The sequence below is a fragment of the Actinocrispum wychmicini genome, assembly GCF_004345645.1.
In the GTDB taxonomy this organism is placed as follows: domain Bacteria; phylum Actinomycetota; class Actinomycetes; order Mycobacteriales; family Pseudonocardiaceae; genus Kibdelosporangium; species Kibdelosporangium wychmicini.
On record NZ_SLWS01000012.1, the window covers coordinates 58,583 to 82,973 of the forward strand.

The window sequence follows — 24,391 nt, forward strand, 5'->3', positions numbered from 1 at the left end:
CGCCTCCCGGGCTAGCCTCACGTCGTGAGCCGGCGCGGGCGGCCGCGGCACCCCGACCAGTTGACCCCCGCCGAATGGCGGGTGGCCGACGCGGTCCGGCACGGACTCACCAACAGCGAGATCGCGCGTCGCCGCGGCGTCAGCCTGGACGCCGTGAAGTTCCACGTCGCCAACGCGGTGGCCAAGCTCGGCCTGGCGAACCGCGCGGCGTTGCGGCAGTGGCCCGGCGTCCCTGCCGACAGCGCGCTCGCGGCGAGAACGCGGCCAGAGGAGGAACTGATGTTGGGACCAGTCGGACAGGTTTCGCGCACGGTGGCGGATCTCGGCCGGGCCAAGGAGTTCTACGGCGACGTGCTGGGGCTCAAGCACCTCTACACGTTCGACGATCTGGCGTTCTTCGACTGCGACGGCGTCCGGCTGTACCTGCAACGCGGCGAGCCCGGATCGGAATCGGTGTTGTATTTCCGCGTTTCGGACATCGGTGCCGCCTACGACGACCTCCGCGAGCGCGGTGTCGATTTCCTGGGCGCACCGCACCTGATCTTCCGGCACGAGTCCGGGATCGAGGAGTGGATGGCGTTCTTCACCGACCCCGACGGGCACACCACGGCGATCATGTCCCAGGTCATTCCCGGGTAGCGCGCGACCCCGATATCTGAATTCTTTTCCCGAATACGGAGACCCCCTTTCATTTCAGTCCGCCCGGACTATTTCATCCGACCATCCGCTCAGCCCTGGTCACAGGCCCGCATCAGCGATCTCTGTTCGGTTTTCACCTCTTCACGGCCGGCGATGTGTATTCATTTCCGGGTAGCGTCCGTGCGGTTTGTCGCGATAAAGGTAATCAGCACGGCCACGCTGATCCGGGGAGTGTCACGGTGTTCGATCCGATTTCGCTGATCGTCCGAGAACGAGCGATCCATTCGGGGCGCGGCGGAGGCGCTGGCCGGGTTCCAGCTGGCGCCGCGCACGTCGTCCCGTGTCCGCCGGCTACTCGGAATGTAGGGCCCCGCGATGAACACTGACGCCGGCCGGTACGGCCATCTGTCCACTGTAGACCTCGAAGACCTGTTGCACCGTCCGGGACTGTCCGCCACCGACTTCCGGTCGGTGCAGGCGGAACTGTCCAGGCGCTACGCCACCGGCCACACCCGGCAGGCGCCGCCGGCTCGGTCGCCCGCTCCCCCACCCCCGCGGCCGGCGTTCGACTCCGCGGCCGACACCGGCAAGAACATCGTGTGGACGGTCCTGGTGCTGATCGCGGTCGCGGTGGTCGCGATCGGCGTCGCCCTGTACTTCGCTGGCCAGAAGTCCGACCCGGGATCGCAACAACCGTCGTACGGGGACACCTCGCCGTGTTACTGCGCTGACGGGGTCCGCACGTATCCCGGAACGGTCCGCTGAGCGCGTACCCATGGTGTCAGGCCGGTCCTCGGGGTAAACCTAGCCGGGAGAGCGCTCTCACCCTGGAGGGACCTATGCGCACCCGACACGGATTCGGCACGGTACTCGTGCTCGGCCTTGCCCTGCTGACCGCCGCCACGACACCCGCGACCGCCGCCCCCGACAAGCAACCCGATCTTGGTGGCAACGTCACCGTGTTCGATCCCGCCACCCCGGTCGACCAGATCCAGGCCGCTCTGGACGCGGTGCACACCACGCAGGTCGACAACGAGATGGGGAGCCAGCGGTACGCGTTCTTCTTCAAGCCGGGCACGTACGGCACGGCCGACCACCCGTTACGGATCAAGGTCGGCTACTACACCGAGATCGCCGGCCTGGGCGCCTCCCCCACCGACGTGGTCGTCAACGGCAAGATCGAGACGTACAACCGGTGTCTCGACGCCGGCACCGGCAACTGCCTGGCGCTGGTGAACTTCTGGCGTACCCTGGCCAACCTCTCGCTCACCATCAGCAGCGCCGGCCAGGACGGGTGCCGCGCCTCGGCGGACTTCTGGGCGGTGTCGCAGGCGGTGTCGTTGCGGCGCATGAACATCAGCGGCGGCACGCTCTCGCTGATGGACTACTGCACGGCCGGCCCGCAGTTCGCCAGCGGCGGCTTCATCGCCGACTCCCGGCTGCCTTCGGTGGTCAACGGGTCGCAGCAGCAGTGGTTGACGCGTAACAGCGAGCTCGCCGGTTGGTCCAACGGCGTGTGGAACCAGGTGTTCGCCGGTGTCGTCGGCGCGCCGGCCGAGACGGGGTTCCCGAACCCGCCGTACACGACGCTCGACACCACGCCGGTGAGCCGGGAGAAGCCGTACCTGTTCGTCGACCCGCATGGTCGGTTCAACGTCCGCGTGCCGTCCGTTCGGGCCGACAGCCGTGGCGTGTCCTGGGCGAACGGCATGACACCCGGCCGCACGCTGCCGCTTTCCGACTTCTTCGTGGCGAAGCCGTCCACCCCGGTGTGGCTCATCAACGCGGAACTCGCGTCCGGCAAGAACCTGTTGCTCACACCAGGCGTGTACTCCGTCGCAAGCAGCATCCGTGTCACGCGGCCGGACACAGTCGTCTTGGGTATCGGGCACGCCACGCTCACCGCGAGCCACGGTTCGATCCCGCTGGACATCGCTGGTGTGCCCGGTGTCATGGTCGCGGGTGTGACGCTGGACGCGGGCCCGCAGGAGTCACCGGTGCTGCTGCGGGTCGGCCAACGGTTCGGCCTTCGGTGGAGTGCGCCGGCCGACCCGACCACACTGTCCGATGTGTACTTCCGGGTCGGCGGGCCGCACGTCGGCAGCGCCACCACCGCGCTGGAGGTGAACAGTGACAACGTGATCGTCGACCACACCTGGGTGTGGCGGGCGGACCACGGCGTCGAGGGCCTCACCGACACCGAACGCTGGCGGACGAACATCGGCCGCAACGGCGTTGTCGTCAACGGCGACCACGTGACCGCGACCGGCCTGTTCGTGGAGCATTTCCAGCAGTACAACACCGTGTGGAACGGCCAGGACGGCACGACGGTCCTCTACCAGAACGAACTGCCGTACGATCCGCCGACACAGGCGGACTGGACGCACAACGGTGTCAACGGCTGGGCGGGTTACAAGGTGGGCGACCGGGTGCGAACGCATCACCTGTACGGCGCCGGTGTGTACGTGTTCAACCACAACAACCCGACGATCCACACGGAGAACGGCTTCGAGGTCCCGTCACAACCTGGTGTGCGGCTGCACCACATCATGACCGTCAACCTCAGCGCGGGCACGGTCGACCATGTCGTGAACGGCGTCGGCGGTCCCGCTGACACCACGAAGATCGGTGTCCCGGTGGACGTCACGGACTACCCGTGAACCGTCAGCGCGAGCGTTCCGGCGGCTAGCAGCAGGAACGTGCCTGGGAAAGGCACGTGCTTGTACCACTGGGCACGAATCACGGTGATGACCGCGCCGATGAAGAACAGCACGAGGCCGGCGGCGGCCGCGATCCCGATCGCGGGGACGGCGAACCCCACGAGGATCCCTGCCGCGCCGGCCGCTTTCGCCATGCCCAGCCAGAACAGCCACGACCGCGGTACCCCGTAGCTGGTCATGTTCTCGAGAATCGACTTGGCACGGACGAAGTTCGCGATGGCTGCCGCGATGTTGACGGCCGCGGTCACGGCCGCCACGGCGACGTAGGCGGTGAACACCTGGGACTCCTTTCAACGGACCGGGGTCTGTCCCAGACCCTGTCGTGGAGCCCCGCTTGGCGTCCAATACCTGCTTCTATAACCTGTTGGAATGGATGTGGACACTCGGTTGGTGCGGTCCTTCGCCGCGGTCGCCGCCGAAGGCAGCCTCACTCGGGCCGCCCAACGGCTGTACGTGTCCCAGCCGGCACTGACCAAGCAGATCAAGCACCTGGAAGACCTGCTCGGCGTGCGGTTGTTCACCCGCTCACGCACCGGGATGGCGCTCACCGAGGCGGGCCAGGCCCTGGCTGAACGAGCGCCGGCGCTGTTGGCCTTGTCCGACGAGGTGCTGCGGGACACGAAGGCCGCGGCCAGCCTCGCCGCCCGTGTCCTGCGCGTCGGTTTCCTCGCCAGCGCCGCCAACGAGGCCACCCAGGACATCATCGCCCGGTTCAGCCAGGTCCGGCCGGGCTGGCGGGTGGACATGCGACAGGCGACGTGGTCGGACCCGTCCGCCGGACTGGCCGACGGAAAAGTCGACGCCGCCCTGCTCCGCCTGCCCTTCCCCGGCCAGGACACCCTCCGGGTGGCGGTACTGCTCACCGAGCCCCGGTGGGTCGCGTTGCCCTCGGCCCACCCACTCGCGGCCCGGGACGAGATCGCTTTCCGGGAACTGTGGGACGAGCCGTTCGTCGCCGCCCCGGCGGAAACCGGCTGGTGGCGTGACCAGTGGCTGGCAGCCGATGAACGCGACGGCCACCCGGTACGGATCGGCGCGACCACCGACCAGCCCTATGACTGGCTGGAGGCCATCGCCAACGGCTACGGCGTCGCCCTCGCCCCCGAGTCGGCAGCCCGGTTCTACGCCCGTCCCGGCATCACCTACCGTCCGGTCACCGGGGTCAGCCCCAGCCAGGTCGGGATCGCCTGGCCACCGGCGGCCGACGCCAACCCGGTCGTGCGGGACTTCGTGCGATGCTGCCTGGAGACCGTCAACCCTGAGTGATCACCTTGTAGGACAAGTGTTCCGCGGCCGGCGCGGAGACCGACGCCACCAGCTCCAGCCGGATCCGCGTCGACTCCTCGGCCGGGAACAGCCGGGTGCCCCCGCCGAGGACCAAGGGAGCGAGGTGGATGTGCAGCAGGTCCACCAAGCCCGCCGCCAGGACCGCGTGGCACGTCTCGCCGCCGCCCATGACCACGACGTCCCTGTCCCCTGCCGCGGCACGGGCTTTGGCCACCGCGCTGTGCACGCCGTCGGTGACGAACGTGAACCGGTCGCCGAGCCGCCATGTCTCCGGTGCCTCGTGGGTCACCACGAACACCGGTGGCGGCGCGACGGTCTGGTCACGTTCCGCGCCATAGCCCATGTCGTCGCTCCAACCACCGGGGGCGTCGATGACATCGAACAGGCGGCGGCCCATGACCACGGCACCGCTCCGGGCAACCATGTCGTCCAGGACCTTCTGGTTGGCCGGCGCCCCGTTGAACACCCACTCGTGCAACGGTTCGCCGTCCACACCCAGCCCGTGCTCCACGCCCGCGCCGGGCGCCGTCACGTATCCGTCGAGGGACATGGTGATGTCCACGATCACCTGGCCGCTCACCGGGCCAACACCTCGTCCAGCCGCGCCATCGAGTCCCGCACGCCGGTCTCCATGCCGCTGGCGATCATCCCGTCCCGGCTCTCCACCGACGGGTAGACGGCGTGGGTGTGCACGCGGGTCCGTCCGCCGAGGTCCTCGAAGGTCAACGTCTCCAGGCTGACGTCGTTCGGCCAACCGTCGTACTGGAAGGTCTGCACGATCTGCTTGTTCGTCTCGACCGTGTGGAACACGCCGCGGAAGCCGTGCTCGCCGTCGGTGTCACGGTGGATATAGCGGTAACGACCGCCGGGCGTCACGTCGTACTCGATCAGCTCCATCGTGCCCCCGTGCGGGCCCAGCCACTGCGGAATGAGGTCCGGGTCGGTCCACGCCCGGTACACCTGCGCCGGGGTCGCGTCGAACTCGCGGACGACGTCGATGAACGGCGTGTTCGGCTGGGCGGTGATCGTGGTCTCGTTCATGTCTCCTGCTCCTTCATGATGTCCAGAACCGCGTCAAGGCGGCGGTGCCGCTGCTCGACCGCCAGCCGGTAGGTGTCGATCCAGCTGGTCAACTCCTCCAGGGCGGCCGCGTTCAGGTGACAGGGGCGACGCTGGGCGTCCCGGCTCCGGGTGATCAGCCCAGCCGCCTCCAGCACCTGGATGTGCCGTGAGACTGCCTGCTTGGTGATGGGGAACGGTTCGGCGAGTTCGTTGACGGTCGCCTCACCACGGGACAGCCGCGCGATCATCGCCCGCCGAACCGGATCCCCCAACGCGGTGAACGCCCGATCCAGCCTGTCGTCCACCTCATCAACAGTCATGTTGGTCAACTCATCTCTTTATCAACCGATACGTTGACTATAGAGGTAGGCGGGGACGAGGGCAAGCCTCAGCCAGCCCGAAGACCACCGCGGACGGGACGGCCACCGGGCTCGGCCTGGCCAAACCCGAAACTCCAGGGCGAGCGGCGGGACCAGACCCGGCAGGCCAGCAGGTCGGTAGGCACGCAGGTCGGCACGCTCGACAGACCCAGCGGCCGGCAGGTCGACACGCCCGGCAGGGCCGGCAGGGCCGGCAGGGCCGGCAGGGCCGGCAGGGCCGGCAGACCCAGCGGGTCGACAGATCCGACAGCCGCGGCAGATCTGGTGGCCGGCAGGTCCTGGTGGGTCAGCCCGTCGCGCGCACCGAGAAGTGGGTGATCGTGCCGCCTTTGACTGTGTACGTGCCGTGGTAGCTGCGGTTGGTCCCGTCGGTCTGCTGCGCCATGAGGTCTGCCGTGACAGTGTTACCGTCGACCGCCACGATGGTGACAGTGTCATGGTCGGTGGTGGCGAAGCCCGCGGCGAACGCGGAGTAGGACTGGCCGACGTTCTTGCCGCCCAGGTCCCACGCCCGCTGGTAGTCCCGGTTGTTGATGGCGTCGAAGTACGCCTGGACCACGGCTTGGGGGTCATCAGGGGGCGGCACGCCCGGTGGGGTGGTGACCGTGACAGTGTCAGCGTCACTCGATGGTGACGGTGACACTGTCGACGTTGACGGTGACAGTGTCGACGTCGTGGGGTTGGGAGCGCTGCCGACGTTGGAAATGGACGGCAGCGCGGGGCTCTGACGCGAACTGGTGGCAGCCAGCGCGACGCCCCGCACAGTGGTTCCGCCACAGCCGCTGACGGCCACAACCGCGACGACCATCGCGACGACAACCGCCAACGCCAGCCCCATGCGCTTCACATCCAGACGTGTCGACCCTGCCCCCGACACCGTTACCGACATCCCACGGCGACGGGAACGCGAGACACGCCGTACGAGAACCCGAGACACGCGGTATCCGACACTGTCAACGATGTCCGGCGGCTACGGTGAGCCTGGGCACGACCAGGACGTCGTCATGCTCCAGGGCCAAGTGGGCCGCACGATAGGCCGAACGGGCGCCGTCGAGCACTTTGCCCCGGTCGCGTTCGAGCCGATGCACCTCCGGTGTCCCGGGTAACGGCGCCAGGTCCAGGACGGCCGGTGCGCCCGGCTGGCGAATGCTCCGGGTCAGGTACGGCCGGCCGGTGCCCAGGTACTCACGCGTCGACACGAGGAACCCGGTGCCGAGGCCGGGCCGTAGGCGGTCGAGATGCCGGGCCAGCAGCCGGGTTGTCCATCGCGGCTCGGTGCGCATGGTCCCCATTGGCTTGGTGCTCAACGACAGGATGTGGGTGCACCCGTCGAGCACGGCCGCGCGGTACGGGTGGGGCCGCAGCATGCCGCCGTCCATCGCGCGATGACCACGGAAGGTCGTCGTTCCTCGCCCGGCGATCGGCAGCCACACGCTGGCCCGCAGGGCGGACCGCAGGTCGGTGGTGGACTCGAAGTCGCTGACGTCCAACGGTTCCAGGGTGTCCACGTCGGTGACCAGCACGTGCAACCGTTGTGGCGCCGCCACGATCGACGAGTAGTCCAGCGGTTTCCGCGAACCGAGCACCACGTCGAACAGGTAGTCCAGGCTCATCGGCCCGTCCCCCCGCAGCACCCGGCGGTAGTCCAGGAAGTCGGCCGTGGTCAGGTCGTCGAAGTAGATGGACAACGGGAACCACGTGCCCCTGGTCACGAAGTAGGCGCCGTTGACCGCGCCCGAGGAGCACGAGTACACGTCGTCGAAACAGTCGGCGTAACCGAGGTCCTCCAGGGCGGTGATCATCGCCCCGGACACCACTCCCCGCATGCCCCCGCCTTCGACGGCCAGGCCCACCTTGTACCCGTCATCCCGGTGGCCCGGTGTGCTTCCGGTGGCACGTCGGGCCTGAATCACCTGCCGCACGGGATGTTCCGGCGCCCACGGGGACGCCGTCCGACCGCTCGTCGTCATGGTTCCAGTTTGACAGGGCGGAGAAGTTGATTTGCCGGGTCAACTTGGGTCGACCGGAATGTCCGTCCGCGGCCCGACGCCGTACGCCGGCGCCGTCCATACGTTCGGGCGCATGGGATTTCGACATTTGGCCGCGGTCGCGGTCACGATGGCCGTCGGGGTGTCGGTGTGCACCGCGTCGGCACAAGCATGTGACCGGCTCATCTGGTCCGCGGACCTGTGCCCGGACGGTTACCGCGGGGTGGAGTGCGCGACACTCACTGTGCCGGTGGACTACCACGACCCGCGGGCCGGGACGATCGGCATCGCGGTGTCCCGGTTGAAGACCACCTCTTCGGCGCGGCGGGGTGTGTTGGTCGTCAACCAGGGCGGTCCGGCGCCGCACCTGGGCGACACCATGGGGTTCGACCACACAGCGCCGGAGTTGGCGAAGTCGTACGACGTGATCAGCTTCGACCAGCGCGGGTTCGGCCACAGCGCGCCCGTGGCTTGCCAGGTCCCCGCGGACCGGCAGGTGCTCATCCCCTGGCCTCGACCGGGCGGGTTCGCCGAGGACGTGCGCGTGGCCCAGGACATAGCCAAGACGTGCGTGGAACAGAACGGTCCGGTGCTCGCGCACATGGGCACCGCGTACGTGGCTCGGGACATGGAGTTGCTGCGAAAGGCGATCGGCGAGGACAAGATCAGCTACCTCGGTCTGTCGTACGGCAGCTACCCCGGCACGGCCTACGCCTCACTGTTCCCCGAGCACACGGACCGGGTGGTGCTCGCGGACGTGGCGTCGCCGACACGGATGTGGCGCGGGCTGTGGCAGCGCAGCCTCGGCGACGGCCTGGAGATCCGGTTCCCGGACTTCGGCCGGTTCGCCACCGACCTGGGACACAGCCCGGCGGAGGTACGGGACCGGTTCATCGCGATCGCGGCGGACCTGGACCATACGCCGCTGCCGACCCCGGCGGGCGTTCTGGGCGGCAACGAGTTCCGGATGGCGACCTACGCGGCCATGAAGGACGACTCGATGTTCCCGACCCTGGCCCGACTCGCCCGCGCCGTACTGGCCCGGGACGCGGGCACCGCCGCGGACGCCGCCCGGCAGGTCGGCACGTGGGCCGTCGACCCCACCGGGCAGATGCCCGCGCGGTTGTTGGGTGTGTCCTGCGACGACGCCTCCTGGCCCCGGTCACCGGCGGTCTACGAGCCCGAGACGCGGGCGGACGCGGCCAGGTACCCGCTGTCGGCGGGCGCGGGCTCGAACATCTGGCCGTGCGCGTTCTGGCCGTATCCGGTGGACGAGCAGGTCAGGGTCAACCCGCGTGCGCAACGCAACATCCTGATCCTCAACAACACGCGTGATCCGTCCACGCCGATGGCGAACGCGGTCGAACTGCGGGCCGCCTTCGCGGACCGGGCGCGTCTGGTGACCGTCGACGGCGGCGGACACGGCAGCTACCTGTACACGAAGAACACGTGCGCCAACGCCGCCGGCAACCGGTTCCTGACCGGCGGGCCGCTGCCCGCGGCGGACACGTTCTGCCCGGAAAATCCATAAAGGACACATGATCGCGATCCCGGCCGGCGTTGATCGACGCCGGCCGGGATTGCGGCTGTGTTGCGCGGCGAACCTACCTTCGGATCCCAGAGAACCACGTTCACCTCGGCGGAGGAGGATTCGTGACCGCGACCCACATCGGCCTGGCCGGAACCCGCATCGACGGGGACACGCACTGGTGTCCTGGCTGCGGGGACTTCGCGGCGCTTGACACCGTCCAGGCGGTGCTGCCCACGCTTGGGCTGGAGCGGGACAAGATCGTGCTGTTCTCCGGAATCGGCTGCACCCGGTTCACGCACCACCGGATCATCGACGGGATGCACGTGGTGCACGGCCAGGGCCCGGCGGTGGTCAGTGAGCTGGCCACGAGCCGGCTGGACCTGTCGGTCTGGGTCGTCATCCGCGACGGCCACACCATGACCGCGGGCGGCAACCACCTGATCGACTCCCTGCGCAGCAACGTGAACGTCAAGGTCCTGTTGTACGACACCCAGCCGGACCCGCTGGCGGTCGGCTGCGAGATCACGTTCCTCGGCCGGGCCGCCGACAGCGACCTGGCCGCCCTCACCGAGGTGTTGTCCCGAGCCGCCCGGCACCGCGGCTCGGCGCTGGTGCAGGTCCGGCCGGACGGGCAGGTCATCAGCCCGGCCGGGGTCCTGCGCCAGGTGCACCGACCGGTCCCCGGTTCGGCCGGGGCCGGAGCGGATTTCACCGCCCTCTTCACCGGCAGCAACTGAAGGAGATAGTCATGTCACGTCGCCTGTTCACGTCCGAGTCGGTGACCGAAGGGCATCCCGACAAGATCTGCGACGCCATCAGCGACACCGTGCTGGACGCGCTGCTCGCGCAGGACCCCCGCAGCCGGGTCGCGGTGGAGACCCTGATCACCACCGGTCAGGTGCACGTCGCCGGTGAGGTCACCACCGAGGCGTACGTGGACATTCCGAAGGTCGTCCGGGAGAAGATCCTGGAGATCGGCTACGACTCCTCGGTCAAGGGCTTCTGTGGTGAGTCCTGCGGTGTGAACGTCGCCATCGGCTCGCAGTCCCCGGACATCGCGCAGGGCGTCGACGACGCGTACGAGTCCCGCGTGGAGCAGCACGAGGACGACATCGACAAGCAGGGCGCCGGCGACCAGGGCCTGATGTTCGGTTACGCCTGCTCGGACACGCCCGAGTTGATGCCGCTGCCGATCGCGTTGGCGCACCGCCTGTCCCGCCGGCTGACCCAGGTCCGCAAGGACGGCACGCTGCCCTACCTGCGGCCGGACGGCAAGACGCAGGTCACCATCGAGTACGCCGGCGACCAGCCGGTCCGCCTGGACACCGTGGTGCTGTCGTCGCAGCACGCCGAGGGCGTCGACCTGGAGAAGCTGCTCGGTGTGGACGTCCGTGACCACGTCGTGCTGCCGGAGCTGGCCGAGCTGACCCTGGACACCGCCGACGTGCGGCTGCTGGTGAACCCGACCGGCCGGTTCGTGGTCGGTGGCCCGATGGGTGACGCCGGGCTGACCGGCCGCAAGATCATCGTCGACACGTACGGCGGCATGGCCCGCCACGGTGGCGGCGCGTTCTCCGGCAAGGACCCGTCGAAGGTGGACCGCTCGGCCGCGTACGCGATGCGCTGGGTCGCCAAGAACGCCGTCGCCGCCGGTCTCGCGTCCCGCGTCGAGGTTCAGGTCGCGTACGCGATCGGCAAGGCCGCCCCGGTCGGCCTGTTCGTCGAGACGTTCGGCACCGAGACCGTCGACCCCACCAAGATCCAGCTGGCCATCGCCGAGGTCTTCGACCTGCGCCCGGCCGCCATCATCCGCGACCTGGACCTGCTGCGCCCGATCTACGCCCCCACCGCCGCGTACGGCCACTTCGGCCGCACCGATGTGGACCTGCCCTGGGAGCGCACCGACCGCGCCGAGGCCCTCAAGCAGATCATCGGCGTCTGACCCGCCTGACCGGAGGAAAGTAGGTCCCACGATGGGTGTCCTGATCACCGGGTCGATCGCGACCGACCACCTGATGGTGTTCCCCGGCCGGTTCGCCGACCAGTTCCTCGCCGACCAGCTCGACCGGGTCTCCCTGTCGTTCCTGGTGGACGGGCTGGAAGTGCGGCGCGGCGGGGTCGCCGCGAACATCTGCGTCGGCCTGGCCCGGCTCGGCGTGGCCGGCACCCTGGTCGGCGCGGTCGGCAAGGACTTCGCCGAGTACCGGTCCGAGCTGGACTCCGACGGCGTGGACACCAGCAGCGTGCTGGTGTCCGCCAGCCAGCACACCGCCCGGTTCGTCTGCACCACCGACCAGGTGCAGGCCCAGATCGCGTCGTTCTACCCGGGCGCGATGAGCGAGGCGGCCCGGATCGAGCTGCGGCCGATCGTGCAGCGGGTCGGCGGCGCCGAGCTGGTGCTGGTCAGCCCGAACGACCCGGGCGCGATGCTCAGGCACACCCAGGAGTGCCGCGACGCCGGCTACCCGTTCGCGGCCGACCCGTCCCAGCAGCTGGCGTGGATGGGCGGCGAGCAGATCCGCGAACTGGTGGACGGCGCGACCCTGTTGTTCACCAACGAGTACGAGTCGGCACTGCTGCTGCAGAAGACCGGGTGGAGCCGCGAGGAGGTGCTCGACCGGGTCGGTTCGTGGGTCGTCACCCTCGGCGAGAACGGCGTCCGCATCGACTCCGCCGGTGCCGAGCCGGTCGTGGTGCCCGCCGGGACCGTGCTCAACCCGGTCGACCCGACCGGGGTCGGCGACGCCTTCCGGGCCGGGTTCATCGCGGCCCGGCAGTGGGGCTTCGGGTTCGAACGCGCCGCGCAGGTCGGTTGCTCGCTCGCCGCGTTCGTGCTGGAGGTCGCCGGGCCGCAGGAGTACAAGCTCACCCCGGAGCTGCTGCTCGACCGGATCCGGGACACCTACGGGACCGAGGCGGCCAACGAGGTCGAACCCCACCTGACCCCTAGCGCGTGACCGTTGGTGGACCCTTGCGAGGCCGGCACTTCGTGCCGGCCTCAAGCATAAGCCGCACATGGACAACGTCGTTGACACCGACGTCGTTGGATACCATGGGTGGTGGTCAAGGCCATGTGCAGAGCGAAAGTACGTCAACACATAGGAGACCAGCCAATGTCCACCCGTTCGTCATCGACATCGTCCGCTTTGGACTACACGGTCGCCGACCTTTCGCTCGCCGAGTTCGGCCGCAAGGAGATCAGGCTGGCCGAGCACGAGATGCCCGGCCTGATGGCGCTGCGCCACGAGTACGGCGAGGCCCAGCCGCTCGCCGGTGCCCGGATCTCAGGTTCGCTGCACATGACCATCCAGACAGCGGTGCTGATCGAGACGCTGGTCGCGTTGGGTGCCGAGGTCCGGTGGGCGTCGTGCAACGTGTTCTCCACGCAGGACCACGCGGCCGCCGCGGTGGTCGTCGGTCCTAACGGGACGGTCGAGAACCCCAGCGGTGTCCCGGTGTTCGCCTGGAAGGGCGAGACGCTGGACGAGTACTGGTGGTGCACCGAGCAGATGCTCACGTGGCCCGCGGGGCGGCAGCCGAACATGATCCTGGACGACGGCGGCGACGCGACCCTGCTCGTCCACAAGGGCACTGAGTACGAGAAGACCGGTGTGGTGCCGGAGGCGTCCGACGACGACTCCGAGGAGTGGAAGGTCGTGCTGGGCCTGCTGCGCAAGACGCTCGGCAAGTGGACCGCGGTCGGCGCGGGCGTGCTCGGCGTCACCGAGGAGACCACGACCGGTGTGCTGCGGCTCAACCAGATGGCGGACGCGGGCGAACTGCTCTTCCCGGCCATCAACGTGAACGACTCGGTCACCAAGTCCAAGTTCGACAACAAGTACGGCATCCGGCACTCCCTCGTCGACGGCATCAACCGCGGCACGGACGTGCTGATCGGCGGCAAGGTCGCGGTCGTCTGCGGCTACGGCGACGTCGGCAAGGGCTCGGCGGACTCACTGCGCGGCCAGGGCGCCCGGGTGATCGTGACCGAGATCGACCCGATCTGCGCGCTGCAGGCCCAGATGGACGGCTACCAGGTCGCCACCCTGGAGTCGGTGCTGGAGATCGCCGACCTCGTGATCACCACGACCGGCAACTTCAACATCGTGATGGTCGACCACATGGCGAAGATGAAGCACCAGGCCATCCTCGGCAACGTCGGCCACTTCGACAACGAGATCGACATGGCCGGCCTGGCCAAGTACCCGGGTGTCAAGCTGGTGAACATCAAGCCGCAGGTGGACGAGTGGGTCTTCCCGGACGGCCACTCCATCATCGTGCTGTCCGAAGGTCGCCTGCTGAACCTGGGCAACGCCACCGGCCACCCCAGCTTCGTGATGTCGAACTCCTTCTCCAACCAGACCATCGCCCAGATCGAGCTGTTCACCAAGAACAGCCAGTACGAGCGCCAGGTCTACCGCCTGCCCAAGGAACTCGACGAGAAGGTCGCCAAGATCCACGTGGAAGCCCTCGGCGGCGAACTCACCGTCCTGACCAAGGCCCAGGCCGAATACATCGGCGTGGACGTCAACGGCCCGTACAAGCCGGAGCACTACCGCTACTGACCTCCACTGACCTGCCGCGGGCCGACCTCCTCCCCGGTCGGCCCGCGTCTTTCACTGCCCGATCGGGCCGTCACCAACGACCCGCGGGCCGTCCTTCAACGACTGCCGGCCGTGATCATCAAGCACATACCGTGGTTTGGTGGACAACACCGTGGCACTGCCGGACGGCCGGCGGATGGGTTACGCGGTTTTCGGTGCCCCGGCCGGACAGCCGTGCCTGGTCGTGCCCGGATACTCGGCGTCCCGCCAGACCGCCGGCTGGGCCTTCCCAGGTGCGGACCTACGCCGGCACGGCATCCGCCTGGTGGCCGTCGACCGGCCGGGCTACGGCCTGTCGACACCTCACCCCGGCGCCGGCTTCACCGCGTGGGCCTCGGACGCCGTGGCGCTCATCGATCACCTCAGCCTCGGGCGCGTCTCAGTGATCGCGTTGTCGATGGGCACAGGCCCGGCCTTGGCGTTGGCCGCCAAGTGTCCCTCGCTTGTCGCCGACGTGACGGTTCTGGGCGGGATGGCGCCCCTGGACGAACGTGAACGGTTCGCGCCGGCCAGCCGCGGTGACGCGCTCTACTGGCGCTTGGCGCGTCACTTTCCCTGGCTGTTGCGTCGAATGTGCGCCATGTCGGCGTCGGCGATGGCCAAGTCCACTCCGGACAGGCCACTCGGCCGGGTGGAACGCCAACTGCCCAGTGCGGACCTGGAAGTGTTCCAGCGTGCTCTGTCGAATGAAGACGCACGCACTGCTTTCGTCGCGGACGTAGCCGAAAGCTGCCGGCAGGGCGGCGCCGCCATGGCCGACGACCTCCTGTCGTACTCGCGGCCGTGGGACTTCGACATCGCGGACATCACTGTGCCGGTCCACATCTGGCACGGCCTCAACGACCCCAAGGTGCCGGTCGCGATGGGTCACCGGCTCGCCGACCGAATCCCAGGCGCGACCGCCGAGTTCGTGCCCGGCGGCCATTTCGCCGCACTCGACCACACCGAACGGATCCTGACCGAACTCACCCACTGAACAACGAGGCCGCAGAAAACCGCCGGAGCGCCACAAAAGCACTCCGGCGGTCTCCCCCGTGAGCGGGTCTCAGCCGAAGAAGCCCTGGCCTGGGGTCAGGACGGAGTCCGGGTCGTAACGGCGCTTCATCGCCACCAGGAAGGGCCAGGCGGATCCGAAGTGCCTGCGCCACTCGTCCTGGGTCATGCCGGGGATGGCGCCGACCAGGTACCGCTTGGCGCCCAAGGTCAGCGCCAGGTCGTAGATCTTCCGGTTGCGCTGCAGGTATGTCTGGACGTTGGGGTCGCCTGGGTTGGGCATCCGCAGCAGGTCGAACAGATAGGCGACCGGCTCGTTGGGGCGGGCCACCAGGGGGTGGGTCAGCTTGGACGTCTTCACGGGGAGCACGATCCCGAAGCCGCCGCCGAGGTCTTCGGGGGTCAGCTCGGCCACCACCGCGGTCACCAACGGTTTCACCGCGGACGCCGGGATGAACAGGCTCAGCCACGGGTGTGGCATCGCCCAGTAGCCGCCGTCCTTCCAGAACTGCTCGAACGGGTCCACCCGGAAGGTCCACTCGCGGAACGTCTGGTCGCCCGTTGTCATTGAGGCACGGTCGTCGTGCAGGCCCCTCAGGAGGGCGTTGTCGTTGGGCGTGGCCGGCGGGTTGTAGAAGGTGGCGGCCTCGATCGCGTACCACCAGCCGGAGTTGTCCGGCTTGCGCTGGATCGTGCCGGACTGGTGGTGGAACCGGCCGTCCGCCAACAACTTCTCCTGGTCGGCCTGGTAGGTGGCCACGTCCTGGTAGTACAGGTTGTACACCTTGGCGCGGCTGGGGGCGGGAATGAGGCGCACCTTGGCTTTCACGATGATGGCGACCTGGCCGGCGCCGCCGAGCACGGCGTGGAACAGCTCGGGCCGGTTGGTCGCGGACACACCCGTCACCAGGGTGCCCTCGCCGGTGACCACGTCCATCTCCAGCACGTTGTCGTTGAACAGGCCGTATTTGAACACGGTGCCGCCGAAGCCGCCCAGGCTGGCCACGCCGCCGACGGACAGCGGCAGGTAGTCGGTCATCGACGGCGGGATCTGGCCCACCTTCAGTGCCGCGTCCGACAGCTGCCACAGGGTCACGCCCGCGCCGACCACCGCGTACCCGTTGCCGATGCTGTAGATCTTCCCCAGTGCGCGGGCGTCAACCGCGATGCCCCCAGGCACCTCCGCCTGTCCGTACGACGAGTGCGACTCGATGTCCGTGCCTGAGCCGCCGCGGCCGCTGACCGCTATCTTCAGGCCGTTGCAGCGCGCGAACCGCACCATCTTCACGATGTCCTGCGTCGAACCCGGCCGCAGCACGGCCCATGGCGCGCCGGTGACCAGTCCCCCGAAGTCTCCGGCGAAGTTGGCGAGAACCTCGGGTGAGGTCTCCAAGGTGCCGTCCAACGGCGGCACCGCCCCAGAAACCACCGCGGAGGCCGCAGGGGCGGCCTCCGCTGTGACCCAGGAACCGTCCAAAGCACTCCAGCCGACCACAACCGCACCGACGCCGATCCCCTTCAGGAGATTCCGCCGGGAGTGTGCGCTGTCGCTCATCGATCCCCTCCAGTTGAACTTTCAGTTACGCCTTCACGTCGGTGTGATGTTCGGCCGCCGCGAGCGTGGCGACCTGGTAGGCGCTAACGTCGAACTTCTTGGTGCTCTTGGCGAACTTGCTGGTCTTCATGGGCCAGAGCGACGGGTTGCGGCCGGTCGAGTCGACGTACCAGCTGGTGCAGGTCGCCGGGTCCCAGACCGTGCCCTCGATGGCCTGCTCGACCATCCGGTTGTAGAGCTCCTGGGCGTCCGCCCGGACCTCCACACTCGCCAGACCGCGGCCGCGGATCGTCTTCACGGCCTCGATCACGTAGTTCATCTGCGACTCGATCATCAGCGTCTGCGACGAGTGACCGAGCGTCGTGTTCGGACCCAGCATCAGGAACAGGTTCGGGAAGTTGGCGACCGTGGTGCCACGGTAGGCTTTCATCCCGATCCGGTCCCACTGCTCCTCGAGCTTGACGCCGCCACGGCCGGTGATCCGCGCGGCGATCGGCCGCTTGGTGGCGAGGAATCCGGTGCCCAGGATGATCGTGTCGACCTGGCGCTCCTTGCCGTCCGAACCGATGATCCCGGTCGGCGTGACGCCACCGACCTCGCCGTCGATGATCTCGACGTTGTCCGCCTGGATGGCCGGATACCACTTGTTGGAGAACAGCAACCGCTTGCAGGCCACCGAGAAGTTCGGGGTCAGCCGGGCCCGCAGCGCCGGGTCCGGCACGCTCTTCTTGAGGTGCTTCGCCGCGTTGCCCTGCACGGTCTTCGCGGCGATGTCCGGGTTGGAGAAGATGAACGAGAGAATCTCCCTGCCCCGCTTGTTGAAACCACGGCGGAACGCGCGGTAGCCGGGGAAGTTCTTCAACGCCCAGCCGTGTAGGCCCGTGTTGGGCTTGTCGGGCTTCGGCATCACCCAGGGCGCGCTGCGTTGGTACAGGTCCATGTGGCCGACCTCGGACTGGATCGCCGGCACGAACTGGATCGCCGACGCGCCGGTGCCGATCACCGCGACCTTGCGGCCCTTGAGATCGTAGTCGTGGTCCCACTTCGACGAGTGCATGACCTTGCCCTGGAAGTTCTCGAAACCAGGGATGTTCGGGATCACCGGGTCGGAGAGGTATCCGCTCCCGGAGACCAGCAGCTGGGCGGTGTAGTCGCCCTGGCTGGTCTGGATGTTCCAGCGACGCAGCTTCTCGTCCCACTGCGCGCCGAGTACCTCGTGGTTGAACCGGATGTGGGGCCGGACACCGAAGCGGTCGGTCACATCCCGCAGATAGTCGAACAGCTCCTGGCGCGTACCGAACGTGCTGCCCCAGTCGGACTTCTGCGCGAACGAGTAGACGTAAAGCAACGCCATCACGTCACACGCACAACCGGGGTAGGTGTTGTCGCGCCAGGTGCCGCCGACCTCGTCCGCGCGTTCGAGCACCACGAAGTCATCAACGTTGTTGGCCAGCAACTTGATGGCGACGCCGAGCCCGGAGAACCCGGTGCCGATGACGGCCACCTGGACGTGCGGGGTCGGCCGCCCACCAGTGCCGGTCCGTTCGCTCTTGTTGATCTCGGTGCTCGTCACGGCGTACCTCCTTCGTCAGGGGTTGCGCTGCAGCACGATGCGGAAGTTGTTGAAGACCTTGTCCTCCAGCGTGTACGCGAAGATGTCCAGGTAGCGCTCGAACCGCTGGACGACCTCCTCGCTGGACAGCGCGACGGCGCGCTCGCGCTCGTCGGCCAGGTTGAGCAGCCACGCCCGGCAGGCCTCGGAGAACGTCTCGCGCTCGTTCTTGATCTCGATGATCTCGAACTTGTTGCCGATGGCCTGGATCAGCTCGTGGGTGTGCGGGATGTAGCAGCCCTCGAACTCCTCGCGCTGCAGGAACTTCAGGTCGTCGAGCAGCTTGCGCTGCAGGGGCGGCGGCTCGATCGTCATCATGTGCAGGACGAACCGGCCGTCCTCCTTCAGCAGCGAGTGCACGTGGCCGAAGAAGTGGCGGAAGCTGTTGATCCGCTCCTTGGGCGGCAGGCTGGAGAGCACGAAGTGCTCCAGCGCGTTGACGCAGAACGCCGCGTCGTACTTCTCCTCGGCGGTGTGGTCCGCCCAGCTCTCCACGATGATCTCGACATCGGGGTTGCCCAGGGAGTCCACGAACTCCTTCTGGGTGCGACTCAGCGTGACACCCACGGCCTTCTTGGCGCCGTGCAGCCGGGTGACCCGGTCGAGCATGGTGCCCCAGCCGCTGCCGATGTCCAGAACCTTGTTGGCGCCCTTGGCCTTCGCCAGCTCGATGAAGGCGTCGAGCTTGCGGTACTGGGCCTCGTCGTGCCCTTCGCGCAGGTCCTCGCCCTCGTTCCAGTACCCGCCGGAGTACATCATCGGCGGACCCAGGATGATGCGGTACACGTCGTTGCTGATCTCGTAATGGTGCCTGATCGCCTCGACCGCAGGACGCGCCGGCGTGTTCTCGACCGTCGTCATTCTCGACCCCATTCCAGTTTCTCGAATCCACCGGCTCTTCAAGCGCGCGGATGTCGGTGGAGACAAAATCGCGCGAGCAGCAACACATGCGCAACACGCGGTTGGACGAGCCGCCGGCGCGCGCCGGAGGAGTGACGAGTCCGATACCGTGACTTCTCGACGGCCCGACAAGCCACGGTGGACGGGTTCGCCCCGACACCTGCCACCACGGCGGCGCGGCGGCCGCGCTTGCGGCTTCGTTGCGCCGGGCCAGGTTAAGTCCATGCCGGAACGGCAGTCCTGGGCGCCCGGATCCCCCTGTCCCAGGGCAATCGAGAGGAGCAACGCGATGGAAATCCCTACCGTCGAGGACCTGGCTGAGCAGCTCAAGGCCGTGTCTGGTGCCGCCGAGGTCGGTCCGGACGACGCCATCCAGCAGATCTCCGACGTCGACTCGCTGGACCTGATGGAGTGGCTGTACGGGTTCCAGAACAAGTACCCGCACATCCCCGCCGACGAGTCCCTGTTCGCCGACATCGACGACCAGACGACCCTGCGGTCGGTGCACGCCAAGCTCGTCGCACTGGCCACGGCAGCCAACTGACGCGTTGCGGACAGCCCAGGAGTTCAAGCGGGCCCGGCCCGCTTGAACAGACCTCCCCAACTAGAAGCCGTTGCCACCTGTAGGGGTACCGGTGTTTGTCTTAGGGGTACCGGTATTGGCTCGTAGCAGTGGAAGCCGGGCCTGGAACGTGGATGAGGAGACGCACGTGAATTCATCAACAGGATGGGAACGTCTCGAGCCGAAGCTGGAGGCGATGGCCCGGCGCGTGCGGTCGCTCGAGTGGGACCCTAGCCGACGCAACAGCTTTGTCCCGTACGAGATCGAGACCGACAGTGCGTACGTGCGGGCGGACGACGGCGAGCGCTACCTGATGATGTCGGGGTACAGCTACCTGGGACTGCTGGGCGATCCGCGGGTCACCGAAGCCGCGAAGGCAGCTCTGGACAAGTACGGCACGGGCAACCAGGGTGTCCGCGCGCTCGCCGGAACCATCCCCCTGCACCACGAGCTGGAAGCCGAGATCGCGCAGGTGATGCAGCGAGAGGCCGCGCTGGTCTTCGGCTCGGGCTACGCCGTCAACACCGGTGTGGTCGGCGGCATGGTCGGCCCGGGTGACACCCTCCTGATCGACAAGTACGTCCACGCGAGCCTGGTGGACGGTTGCAAGCTCAGTGGCGCGACCGTGACCCGGTGGCGGCACAACGACCCCGAGCACCTCGAACGCCGGCTGCAGATGTCGAGCCCGGACGGGATGCGCGTGGTCATCATCGACAGTGTGTACTCAATGGACGGTGACATCGCGCCGCTGCCGGAGATCCGTGAGGTCTGCGACCGGTACGGCGCGCTGATCATGTCCGACGAGGCGCACGCGCTCGGCGTGATCGGCAAGACCGGTCGGGGCATCGAGGAGCACTTCGGCTCGTTCGACCTGGTCGACCTCAAGGTCGGCACCCTGTCCAAGGGCATCCCGTCGATGGGTGGCTGGGTGGTCGCCTCGAAGAAGCTCCTGCTGTACTTGCGTTACCACGCAAGGCCGTTCCTGTTCTCGGCGTCGCTCGGGCCGGCTCAGACCGGTGCCGCTTTGGCGGCGCTGCGCATCATGCAGCAGGAGCCCGAGCGCGTCGAGCACATCCAGCGGGAGTCGGCCCGGCTGCGGTCGATCCTGGTGGGCGCCGGCATCAACGTGGGGGACAGTGAGACCGCGGTGATCCCGATCATCTGCGGCTCGGACGAGAACGCCTACGACTACGCCACGGCGTGCAAGAAGGCGGGCATCGTCGGTCTCCCGGTGGTCTCGCCGGCGGTGCCGACCGGTCTCGCCCGGCTGCGCATCGCGATCACGGCCCGGCACACCACCGCCGACATCGACTTCGCGGCCGAGGCGTTCCTCACCGCGGCCAAGCAGACCAACCTGGTAGCTGCGTGATGACCAACTGAGGGGTATTTCCTGGCGCGGTGGACCTCCACCGCGCCATTGGTCTTTTCAGGGGGGATTCACCTACATTGGGCGACCGCAGATGGACAGAGAGTTGTACCCTGGACCAGTCATCCGGGACAATCCAGGCATCGCTGTGACCAGCAGTTAGACGCTCGCTTATGGACGAGACGTCCTCAAATATGGACCGTCTCGTCACGACAGTGTTGTATGTGGATCAGACACGTCAAACAGGTCAGGGAGGACAAGGACAATGGAAACGGTCAGGGTCGCGCTGCTGGTGATCTCCACCATCACGATGGGGTTGGTCGGCGGCCTGTTCTACGGCTTCTCGGTTGCCGTGGTACGCGCCCTTGCCAGGGTCGACGACCGCACGTTCGTCCTCGTGTGCCAGAAGATGAACCGGGCCATCGAGAACGGCTTGTTCGCGCTCAGCTTCGTCGGGACCGTGATCTTCTCCGGCATCAGCCTGGTGCTGTTCATCGCCATCGGCAAGAGCACGGTCTACGTACCGATCATCGTGGCGTTGGTGCTGTACGTGCTCAGCCTGCTCATCACGTTCCGCATCTCCATCCCGATGAACAACGCGATCGACCGGGTGGGCGACCCGGACAAGGCCAAGGATCTGGCCGGCGCCCGCAAGGCGTTCGAGGCCCCCTGGAACCGCTGGAACCACATCCGCGGTCTCCTGGCGATCGCCGGCTTCGGCGCGCTGTGCTGGGCGCTGATCGAATACGGCGCTCTGTAAGGGACTTCTCACAGGCGGCCCGGGGACGGCTCCCCGGGCCGCTTCGCATTGTCCGTGTTGCGCGATGTTTGCGGGTCGGCCGGTAGACATGGACCAGTGGAGAGAGGAGCTGGCCATGATCATCCGTCACATTGACGATGTGAAGACCGTGGAGTGGGGCAACGGTCTGAGCCGTCGTTTCCTGTTGGAGTCCGACGGGATGGGTTACACCGTGACCGACACGTTGGTGCGGGCGGGGACGAAGTCGCATCTGGAGTACCGCAACCACCTGGAGGCGTGCTATTGCATCTCCGGTTCGGGTGAGGTCGTGGACATGGACGGCAACTCCTTCCCGATCACGCCGGGTGTGATCTACGCGTTGGACAAGCACGACCCGCACTATCTGATCGCGAGCCCGGACGAGGACCTGCGGCTGGTGTGCATGTTCACCCCGGCGTTGCGCGGCGACGAGTCCCACAACCTGGACACCGACGAGTTCTCCGAGTACTAGGCCAGCGTGTCTGTCGTGAGTGGTTTCGTGCGTTCCCACGCGCGAAACCACTCACGAGGGAAAGGAGGCCGGACGACATGATCGAATGGAACGAAGACCAGATCGCGTTGCGGGAGGGCCTGGGCGCGTGGCACGAGGCCCTGTCCGCCGACCACGTCGAGAACGATGCCGACGGCACCTTCTCCTGGGAGAAGTGGAAGCTCGTCGCCGAGTCCGGCATCCTGTCGCTGCCGTTCGACGAGCGCTGGGGCGGCCTCGGTCAGGACCTGCTGACCACCATGTACGTCCTCGAAGGTCTCGGTGAGGGCTGCCGCGACGGTGGGCTGTGCTTCTCGGTCACCACCAGCATCTGCAGCCTGGGCATCCCGCTGGAGAAGTTCGGATCCGCCGCGCTGAAGGACAAGTACCTGCCCCGGATCACCTCCGGCGACGCGATCGGCGCGCACGCCATCTCCGAGCCCTCAGGCGGATCCGCGGCGTTGCAGATGAAGACCCGGGCCGACCGGGACGGCGACGAGTTCGTGTTGCACGGCAGCAAGACCTTCGTGTCCAACGGCCCGATCGCCGACCTGTTCATGGTCTACGCCCGGACCCACCCGGACGGTGGCCCGCTCGGGGTGACCGCGTTCCTGGTCGAACGCGACACCCCCGGCTTCGAGATCGGCAACCCGATCAAGAAGATGGGCCTGCGCACCTCCCCGCTCTCGGAGCTGTTCTTCGACGAGTGCCGCATCCCGGCCACCCAGGTCGTCGGCCGGGTCGGCGGCGGGTTCCTGGTGCTGGACCACGTGATGAAACGGGAGATCCTGTTCTCGTTCATCGTGAACGTCGGCGAGATGCAGCACCGGCTGGACCGGTGCATCGACTACGCCACCAAACGCACCCAGTTCGGCAAGCCGATCAGCACCTACCAGTCGATCGCCAACAAGATCGTGGACATGAAGATCCGCCTGGAAACCTCCAGGAAATGGCTCTACGACACCGCCGAACGGCTGCTGAGAGGCCAGAACGTCACCACCGACATGGCCGTCGCCAAACTGCTCACCAGCGAGGCGAACCTGGCCTCCAGCCTGGCCGCGGTGCAGATCTTCGGCGGCAACGGCTACATGGCCGAATACGGCCTGGAGAAGGACGTCCGCAACGCCGTCGCCGGCACCATCTACTCCGGCACCAACGAGATCCAGTACAACCGCATCGCATCCATGCTGGGGCTCTAATGACCATGATGATGACCAAGAAACTTCTCAAGGTCTGCGGTGCCAAGACCCGCGACGACGTGGAACTGCTCGCCGACTCCGGGGCCGACCTGGTCGGCCTCTGGCACGGCGTGCCCAACGGACCGTCCGAGGTGTCAGTCGACCAGGTCGCCCTGCTGGCCGAGGCCGCCCGCGCCACCGGCCAGCTCGAACCGATGCTGGTCACCTTCCTGTCCGACGTCGACCTGCTACGCCAGATCGTCGAACGCACCGGCATCCGCTGGATCCAACTGCACGCCTACCAGATGCCGCAGATGATCAGGGCCCTGCGGGCCCGGGTCCCGCACGACGTGACGATCGTCAAGGTGCTGCACCTACGGGCCGGCACCTGCCTGGAAAAACCCCTGATCAAAGCCTACGAGAAAGCCGGCACCGACCTGTTCCTGCTGGACGTGGTCACCGAAGACGGCCAGATCGGCTCCACCGGACAACGCCTACACCCCAAAGCCGTCGTCGAACTGGTGCCCAGCTTCACCAAACCCTTCCTCCTGGCCGGCGGCATCTCCGCACACAACAGCGCCGACTACGCCACCGTCGCCGCCCACCCCCAGTTCCTCGGCATCGACGTCGACACCGGCGCCCGCGACCAGCAAGGCCACTTCGAAGGCAAGAACATCTCGGCCATCACCCGCGGTTGGCGAACCGCGAGACACGAAGAAGTGGCATAAAGGACACTAGAGACATCG

At 67.5% G+C, this 24,391-nt stretch carries 25 protein-coding genes; 16 read left to right on the forward strand and 9 right to left on the reverse strand.

Features of this window, described 5'->3' with window-relative positions:
• The first annotated feature begins 24 nt into the window (after positions 1–24).
• The 3 genes from EV192_RS41685 to EV192_RS41695 all read left to right on the forward strand — a co-directional run bounded on the left by EV192_RS41685 (position 25) and on the right by EV192_RS41695 (position 3,299).
• Positions 25–639 (forward strand): VOC family protein, encoded by a 615-nt coding sequence (locus EV192_RS41685; RefSeq protein WP_132124266.1) that lies wholly within the window; start codon positions 25–27, stop codon positions 637–639.
• Positions 640–1,014: 375 nt separating this feature from the next.
• Complete coding sequence (locus tag EV192_RS41690; RefSeq protein WP_132124267.1) at positions 1,015–1,404, forward strand: hypothetical protein; 390 nt, start codon at positions 1,015–1,017, stop codon at positions 1,402–1,404.
• 74 nt (positions 1,405–1,478) lie between these two features.
• On the forward strand, positions 1,479–3,299 hold the full coding sequence (locus tag EV192_RS41695) for an adenylyl cyclase (RefSeq protein WP_132124268.1): 1,821 nt from the start codon (positions 1,479–1,481) through the stop codon (positions 3,297–3,299).
• Here EV192_RS41695 and EV192_RS41700 read toward each other — a convergent pair.
• Complete coding sequence (locus EV192_RS41700) at positions 3,290–3,637, reverse strand: DoxX family protein (RefSeq protein WP_132124269.1); 348 nt, start codon at positions 3,635–3,637, stop codon at positions 3,290–3,292. The two genes, EV192_RS41695 and EV192_RS41700, sit on opposite strands and share 10 nt — an antisense overlap.
• Positions 3,638–3,728: 91 nt before the next feature.
• On the opposite strand from EV192_RS41700, the gene EV192_RS41705 reads away from it, so the two are divergent.
• Positions 3,729–4,625, forward strand: coding sequence for a LysR family transcriptional regulator (locus EV192_RS41705; protein WP_132124270.1), 897 nt, complete (start codon positions 3,729–3,731; stop codon positions 4,623–4,625).
• Here EV192_RS41705 and EV192_RS56405 read toward each other — a convergent pair.
• From EV192_RS56405 to EV192_RS41735, 5 genes are all read right to left on the reverse strand, one after another.
• Complete coding sequence (locus EV192_RS56405) at positions 4,612–5,226, reverse strand: dihydrofolate reductase family protein (protein ID WP_243727405.1); 615 nt, start codon at positions 5,224–5,226, stop codon at positions 4,612–4,614. The genes EV192_RS41705 and EV192_RS56405 overlap by 14 nt on opposite strands.
• Positions 5,223–5,687: an SRPBCC family protein gene (locus tag EV192_RS56410; protein WP_132124271.1), complete on the reverse strand. Its 465-nt coding sequence runs from the start codon at positions 5,685–5,687 to the stop codon at positions 5,223–5,225. Before EV192_RS56410 ends, EV192_RS56405 begins: the two co-directional genes overlap by 4 nt.
• Positions 5,684–6,028 (reverse strand): ArsR/SmtB family transcription factor, encoded by a 345-nt coding sequence (locus tag EV192_RS41720; RefSeq protein ID WP_132124272.1) that lies wholly within the window; start codon positions 6,026–6,028, stop codon positions 5,684–5,686. The genes EV192_RS56410 and EV192_RS41720 overlap by 4 nt, the downstream gene beginning before the upstream one ends.
• A gap of 346 nt (positions 6,029–6,374) precedes the next feature.
• On the reverse strand, positions 6,375–6,926 hold the full coding sequence (locus EV192_RS41730) for a nuclear transport factor 2-like protein (protein WP_132124273.1): 552 nt from the start codon (positions 6,924–6,926) through the stop codon (positions 6,375–6,377).
• Between the two features lie 115 nt (positions 6,927–7,041).
• Entirely contained in the window at positions 7,042–8,058 is a 1,017-nt protein-coding gene (locus tag EV192_RS41735) for a patatin-like phospholipase family protein (RefSeq protein WP_132124274.1), read from the reverse strand.
• A 112-nt stretch (positions 8,059–8,170) separates the two neighbouring features.
• Between EV192_RS41735 and EV192_RS41740 the strand changes: the two genes are divergently transcribed.
• The 6 genes from EV192_RS41740 (at position 8,171) to EV192_RS41765 (ending at position 15,187) form a co-directional block, all read left to right on the forward strand.
• On the forward strand, positions 8,171–9,607 hold the full coding sequence (locus tag EV192_RS41740; protein WP_165960904.1) for an alpha/beta hydrolase: 1,437 nt from the start codon (positions 8,171–8,173) through the stop codon (positions 9,605–9,607).
• A gap of 122 nt (positions 9,608–9,729) precedes the next feature.
• Positions 9,730–10,344, forward strand: a complete 615-nt coding sequence (locus tag EV192_RS41745; RefSeq protein ID WP_132124276.1) for a hypothetical protein — start codon at positions 9,730–9,732, stop codon at positions 10,342–10,344.
• A gap of 11 nt (positions 10,345–10,355) precedes the next feature.
• Entirely contained in the window at positions 10,356–11,549 is a 1,194-nt protein-coding gene (gene metK, locus EV192_RS41750; protein WP_132124277.1) for a methionine adenosyltransferase, read from the forward strand.
• 31 nt (positions 11,550–11,580) lie between these two features.
• Entirely contained in the window at positions 11,581–12,564 is a 984-nt protein-coding gene (locus EV192_RS41755; protein WP_132124278.1) for a carbohydrate kinase family protein, read from the forward strand.
• Between the two features lie 156 nt (positions 12,565–12,720).
• Entirely contained in the window at positions 12,721–14,172 is a 1,452-nt protein-coding gene (ahcY, locus tag EV192_RS41760; RefSeq protein ID WP_132124279.1) for an adenosylhomocysteinase, read from the forward strand.
• A 139-nt stretch (positions 14,173–14,311) separates the two neighbouring features.
• On the forward strand, positions 14,312–15,187 hold the full coding sequence (locus tag EV192_RS41765; RefSeq protein WP_132124280.1) for an alpha/beta fold hydrolase: 876 nt from the start codon (positions 14,312–14,314) through the stop codon (positions 15,185–15,187).
• A 69-nt stretch (positions 15,188–15,256) separates the two neighbouring features.
• On the opposite strand, the gene EV192_RS41770 is transcribed toward EV192_RS41765, so the two are convergent.
• From EV192_RS41770 to EV192_RS41780, 3 genes are read right to left on the reverse strand one after another with little or no spacing between them, the layout of a single operon-like run.
• Positions 15,257–16,759: an FAD-binding protein gene (locus EV192_RS41770; protein WP_132124281.1), complete on the reverse strand. Its 1,503-nt coding sequence runs from the start codon at positions 16,757–16,759 to the stop codon at positions 15,257–15,259.
• Positions 16,760–16,784: 25 nt separating this feature from the next.
• Complete coding sequence (locus EV192_RS41775) at positions 16,785–18,332, reverse strand: flavin-containing monooxygenase (RefSeq protein WP_132124282.1); 1,548 nt, start codon at positions 18,330–18,332, stop codon at positions 16,785–16,787.
• A gap of 15 nt (positions 18,333–18,347) precedes the next feature.
• Positions 18,348–19,232 carry a class I SAM-dependent methyltransferase gene (locus EV192_RS41780; RefSeq protein ID WP_132124283.1) on the reverse strand — a complete coding sequence of 295 codons (885 nt, stop codon included), beginning with the start codon at positions 19,230–19,232 and terminating at the stop codon, positions 18,348–18,350.
• A gap of 328 nt (positions 19,233–19,560) precedes the next feature.
• Here EV192_RS41780 and EV192_RS41785 point away from each other — a divergent pair, with 328 nt between their 5' ends.
• The 6 genes from EV192_RS41785 (at position 19,561) to EV192_RS41810 (ending at position 24,373) form a co-directional block, all read left to right on the forward strand.
• Positions 19,561–19,815, forward strand: a complete 255-nt coding sequence (locus EV192_RS41785; protein WP_132124284.1) for a hypothetical protein — start codon at positions 19,561–19,563, stop codon at positions 19,813–19,815.
• Positions 19,816–19,981: 166 nt separating this feature from the next.
• Positions 19,982–21,202: an aminotransferase class I/II-fold pyridoxal phosphate-dependent enzyme gene (locus EV192_RS41790; RefSeq protein ID WP_132124285.1), complete on the forward strand. Its 1,221-nt coding sequence runs from the start codon at positions 19,982–19,984 to the stop codon at positions 21,200–21,202.
• A gap of 262 nt (positions 21,203–21,464) precedes the next feature.
• Positions 21,465–21,959, forward strand: a complete 495-nt coding sequence (locus EV192_RS41795) for an anthrone oxygenase family protein (protein WP_132124286.1) — start codon at positions 21,465–21,467, stop codon at positions 21,957–21,959.
• A gap of 115 nt (positions 21,960–22,074) precedes the next feature.
• On the forward strand, positions 22,075–22,449 hold the full coding sequence (locus tag EV192_RS41800) for an ectoine synthase (RefSeq protein ID WP_132123805.1): 375 nt from the start codon (positions 22,075–22,077) through the stop codon (positions 22,447–22,449).
• 77 nt (positions 22,450–22,526) lie between these two features.
• Positions 22,527–23,666, forward strand: a complete 1,140-nt coding sequence (locus tag EV192_RS41805; protein WP_132124287.1) for an acyl-CoA dehydrogenase family protein — start codon at positions 22,527–22,529, stop codon at positions 23,664–23,666.
• Between the two features lie 11 nt (positions 23,667–23,677).
• Complete coding sequence (locus tag EV192_RS41810) at positions 23,678–24,373, forward strand: phosphoribosylanthranilate isomerase (protein WP_132124288.1); 696 nt, start codon at positions 23,678–23,680, stop codon at positions 24,371–24,373.
• The last annotated feature ends 18 nt before the right edge of the window (positions 24,374–24,391 follow it).

Excerpts from the sequence above, each read along its gene's own strand:
- EV192_RS41690 (WP_132124267.1), top strand. The coding sequence starts at position 1,015 with ATGAACACTGACGCCGGCCGGTACGGCCATCTGTCCACTGTAGACCTC.
- EV192_RS41695 (WP_132124268.1), top strand. The coding sequence starts at position 1,479 with ATGCGCACCCGACACGGATTCGGCACGGTACTCGTGCTCGGCCTTGCC.
- EV192_RS41705 (WP_132124270.1), top strand. The coding sequence starts at position 3,729 with ATGGATGTGGACACTCGGTTGGTGCGGTCCTTCGCCGCGGTCGCCGCC.
- EV192_RS56410 (WP_132124271.1), bottom strand. The coding sequence starts at position 5,687 with ATGAACGAGACCACGATCACCGCCCAGCCGAACACGCCGTTCATCGAC.
- EV192_RS41720 (WP_132124272.1), bottom strand. The coding sequence starts at position 6,028 with ATGACTGTTGATGAGGTGGACGACAGGCTGGATCGGGCGTTCACCGCG.
- EV192_RS41730 (WP_132124273.1), bottom strand. The coding sequence starts at position 6,926 with ATGGGGCTGGCGTTGGCGGTTGTCGTCGCGATGGTCGTCGCGGTTGTG.
- EV192_RS41735 (WP_132124274.1), bottom strand. The coding sequence starts at position 8,058 with ATGACGACGAGCGGTCGGACGGCGTCCCCGTGGGCGCCGGAACATCCC.
- EV192_RS41740 (WP_165960904.1), top strand. The coding sequence starts at position 8,171 with ATGGGATTTCGACATTTGGCCGCGGTCGCGGTCACGATGGCCGTCGGG.
- metK (WP_132124277.1), top strand. The coding sequence starts at position 10,356 with ATGTCACGTCGCCTGTTCACGTCCGAGTCGGTGACCGAAGGGCATCCC.
- EV192_RS41755 (WP_132124278.1), top strand. The coding sequence starts at position 11,581 with ATGGGTGTCCTGATCACCGGGTCGATCGCGACCGACCACCTGATGGTG.
- ahcY (WP_132124279.1), top strand. The coding sequence starts at position 12,721 with ATGTCCACCCGTTCGTCATCGACATCGTCCGCTTTGGACTACACGGTC.
- EV192_RS41770 (WP_132124281.1), bottom strand. The coding sequence starts at position 16,759 with ATGAGCGACAGCGCACACTCCCGGCGGAATCTCCTGAAGGGGATCGGC.
- EV192_RS41780 (WP_132124283.1), bottom strand. The coding sequence starts at position 19,232 with ATGACGACGGTCGAGAACACGCCGGCGCGTCCTGCGGTCGAGGCGATC.
- EV192_RS41785 (WP_132124284.1), top strand. The coding sequence starts at position 19,561 with ATGGAAATCCCTACCGTCGAGGACCTGGCTGAGCAGCTCAAGGCCGTG.
- EV192_RS41795 (WP_132124286.1), top strand. The coding sequence starts at position 21,465 with ATGGAAACGGTCAGGGTCGCGCTGCTGGTGATCTCCACCATCACGATG.
- EV192_RS41800 (WP_132123805.1), top strand. The coding sequence starts at position 22,075 with ATGATCATCCGTCACATTGACGATGTGAAGACCGTGGAGTGGGGCAAC.
- EV192_RS41805 (WP_132124287.1), top strand. The coding sequence starts at position 22,527 with ATGATCGAATGGAACGAAGACCAGATCGCGTTGCGGGAGGGCCTGGGC.
- EV192_RS41810 (WP_132124288.1), top strand. The coding sequence starts at position 23,678 with ATGACCAAGAAACTTCTCAAGGTCTGCGGTGCCAAGACCCGCGACGAC.